General features: G+C 71.9%; 1 protein-coding gene. It reads right to left on the minus strand.

Annotated features, from left to right (window positions below):
- Positions 1-1,117: DEAD/DEAH box helicase (locus tag VR45_RS32455; protein ID WP_045943467.1), on the minus strand; the 1,117-nt coding region annotated here is incomplete at its 3' end.
- Between the last annotated feature and the right edge of the window lie 330 nt (positions 1,118-1,447).

Consider the following 1,447-nt stretch of genomic DNA (forward strand, 5'->3'; position numbering starts at 1 on the left):
CGCGGGCGGCGACGTTGGTGGCGATCAGCGCGGTGACCTGGCCGTTGCGGAACTGCTCCAGGGTCCGGTTGCGCTGCGGCTGGGACTTGCCGCCGTGCAGGGCGGCGGCCTTCACGCCGTTGGCGAGCAGGTCGTCCACCAGGCGGTCGGCGCCGTCCTTGGTGTCGATGAACATGATCACCCCGCCGTCGCGGGAGGCGATGTGCGCGATCGTGGCGTTCTTGTCGAAGTTCTGCACCTGCAGCACGTGGTGCTCCATGGTGCTGACCGCCCCGGCGGACGGGTCCACCGAGTGGGTGACCGGGTCCTTGAGGAAGCGCCGCACCAGCCGGTCGACGTTGCGGTCCAGGGTCGCCGAGAACAGCATCGTCTGACAGCCCTCCGCCACCTGCTCCAGCAGCTCGGTGACCTGCGGCAGGAAGCCCATGTCGGCCATCTGGTCGGCCTCGTCGAGCACCGTGATGCCGACCCCGTCCAGCTGGCAGTCGCCGCGCTGGATCAGGTCCTTGAGCCGACCGGGGGTAGCCACCACGACCTCCGCACCCCGGTTCAGCGCCTGCGCCTGCCGACCGATCGACATCCCGCCGACCACCGTGGCCATCCGCAGCCGCACCGCATGGGCGAACGGCGTCAGCGCGTCGGTCACCTGCTGCGCCAGCTCCCGGGTGGGCACCAGCACCAGCGCCAGCGGGCGGCGCGGTTCGGCCTTCTGCCCGGCGGTCCTGGCCAGCACGGCGAGGCCGAACGCGATGGTCTTGCCGGAGCCGGTCCGGCCTCGTCCGAGGACGTCACGGCCGGCCAGCGAGTTCGGCAGCGTGGCGGCCTGGATCGGGAACGGCGCGGTGACGCCCTGGCGGGTCAGCACCGACAGCAGCGCCTTCGGCATCTCCAGCTCGTCGAACGTCTCGACGGCCGGCAGCGACGGGGTGGTGCTCACCGGCATCGCGAACTCGCCCTGCGAGGAGGAGCCCTGGCGGGAGCCACGGCCACCGGAGGGCCGGTCGCCGTAGAAGGAACCGCCGCCGGAGCGGGATCCGTAGGAGCCGCCGGAGGAGCGGCGGGAGCCCCCGGAGCGGGAGTCGGTGTTGCGGTACGGGGAACGAGTGGAACGGTTCATGCGAAACCTTCCTTGGACGGCGCGTCGCAAGGGGGCTCCGCAGCGCAGAGCGCAGGCAGGAGGCCGCGAGGAACGGGCCGAAAAGTGTGGAGAGCGGAGCGTGGACGGTGAAACCGTGCGGCACGTCACCTGCAGTCGGCGCCCACCGCGGGAAGCGGGGGCGCGGAACCTCGAACCGTGAACTGTCACGGAAGGGCGCCGATCCGGACGCGGCGCTGTGCGTCTCGCGTGGGGATGGCAGCCGGTGGCCGAGCCAGGGGCCGGAACGGCCCGGGATGCGCGTCGTGGCGCAATGCCGAGGAGCCCGGACCGGACATGATGTACGCGGTT

It is taken from the genome of Streptomyces sp. NRRL S-495 (assembly GCF_000966955.1).
Lineage (GTDB): Bacteria > Actinomycetota > Actinomycetes > Streptomycetales > Streptomycetaceae > Kitasatospora > Kitasatospora purpeofusca.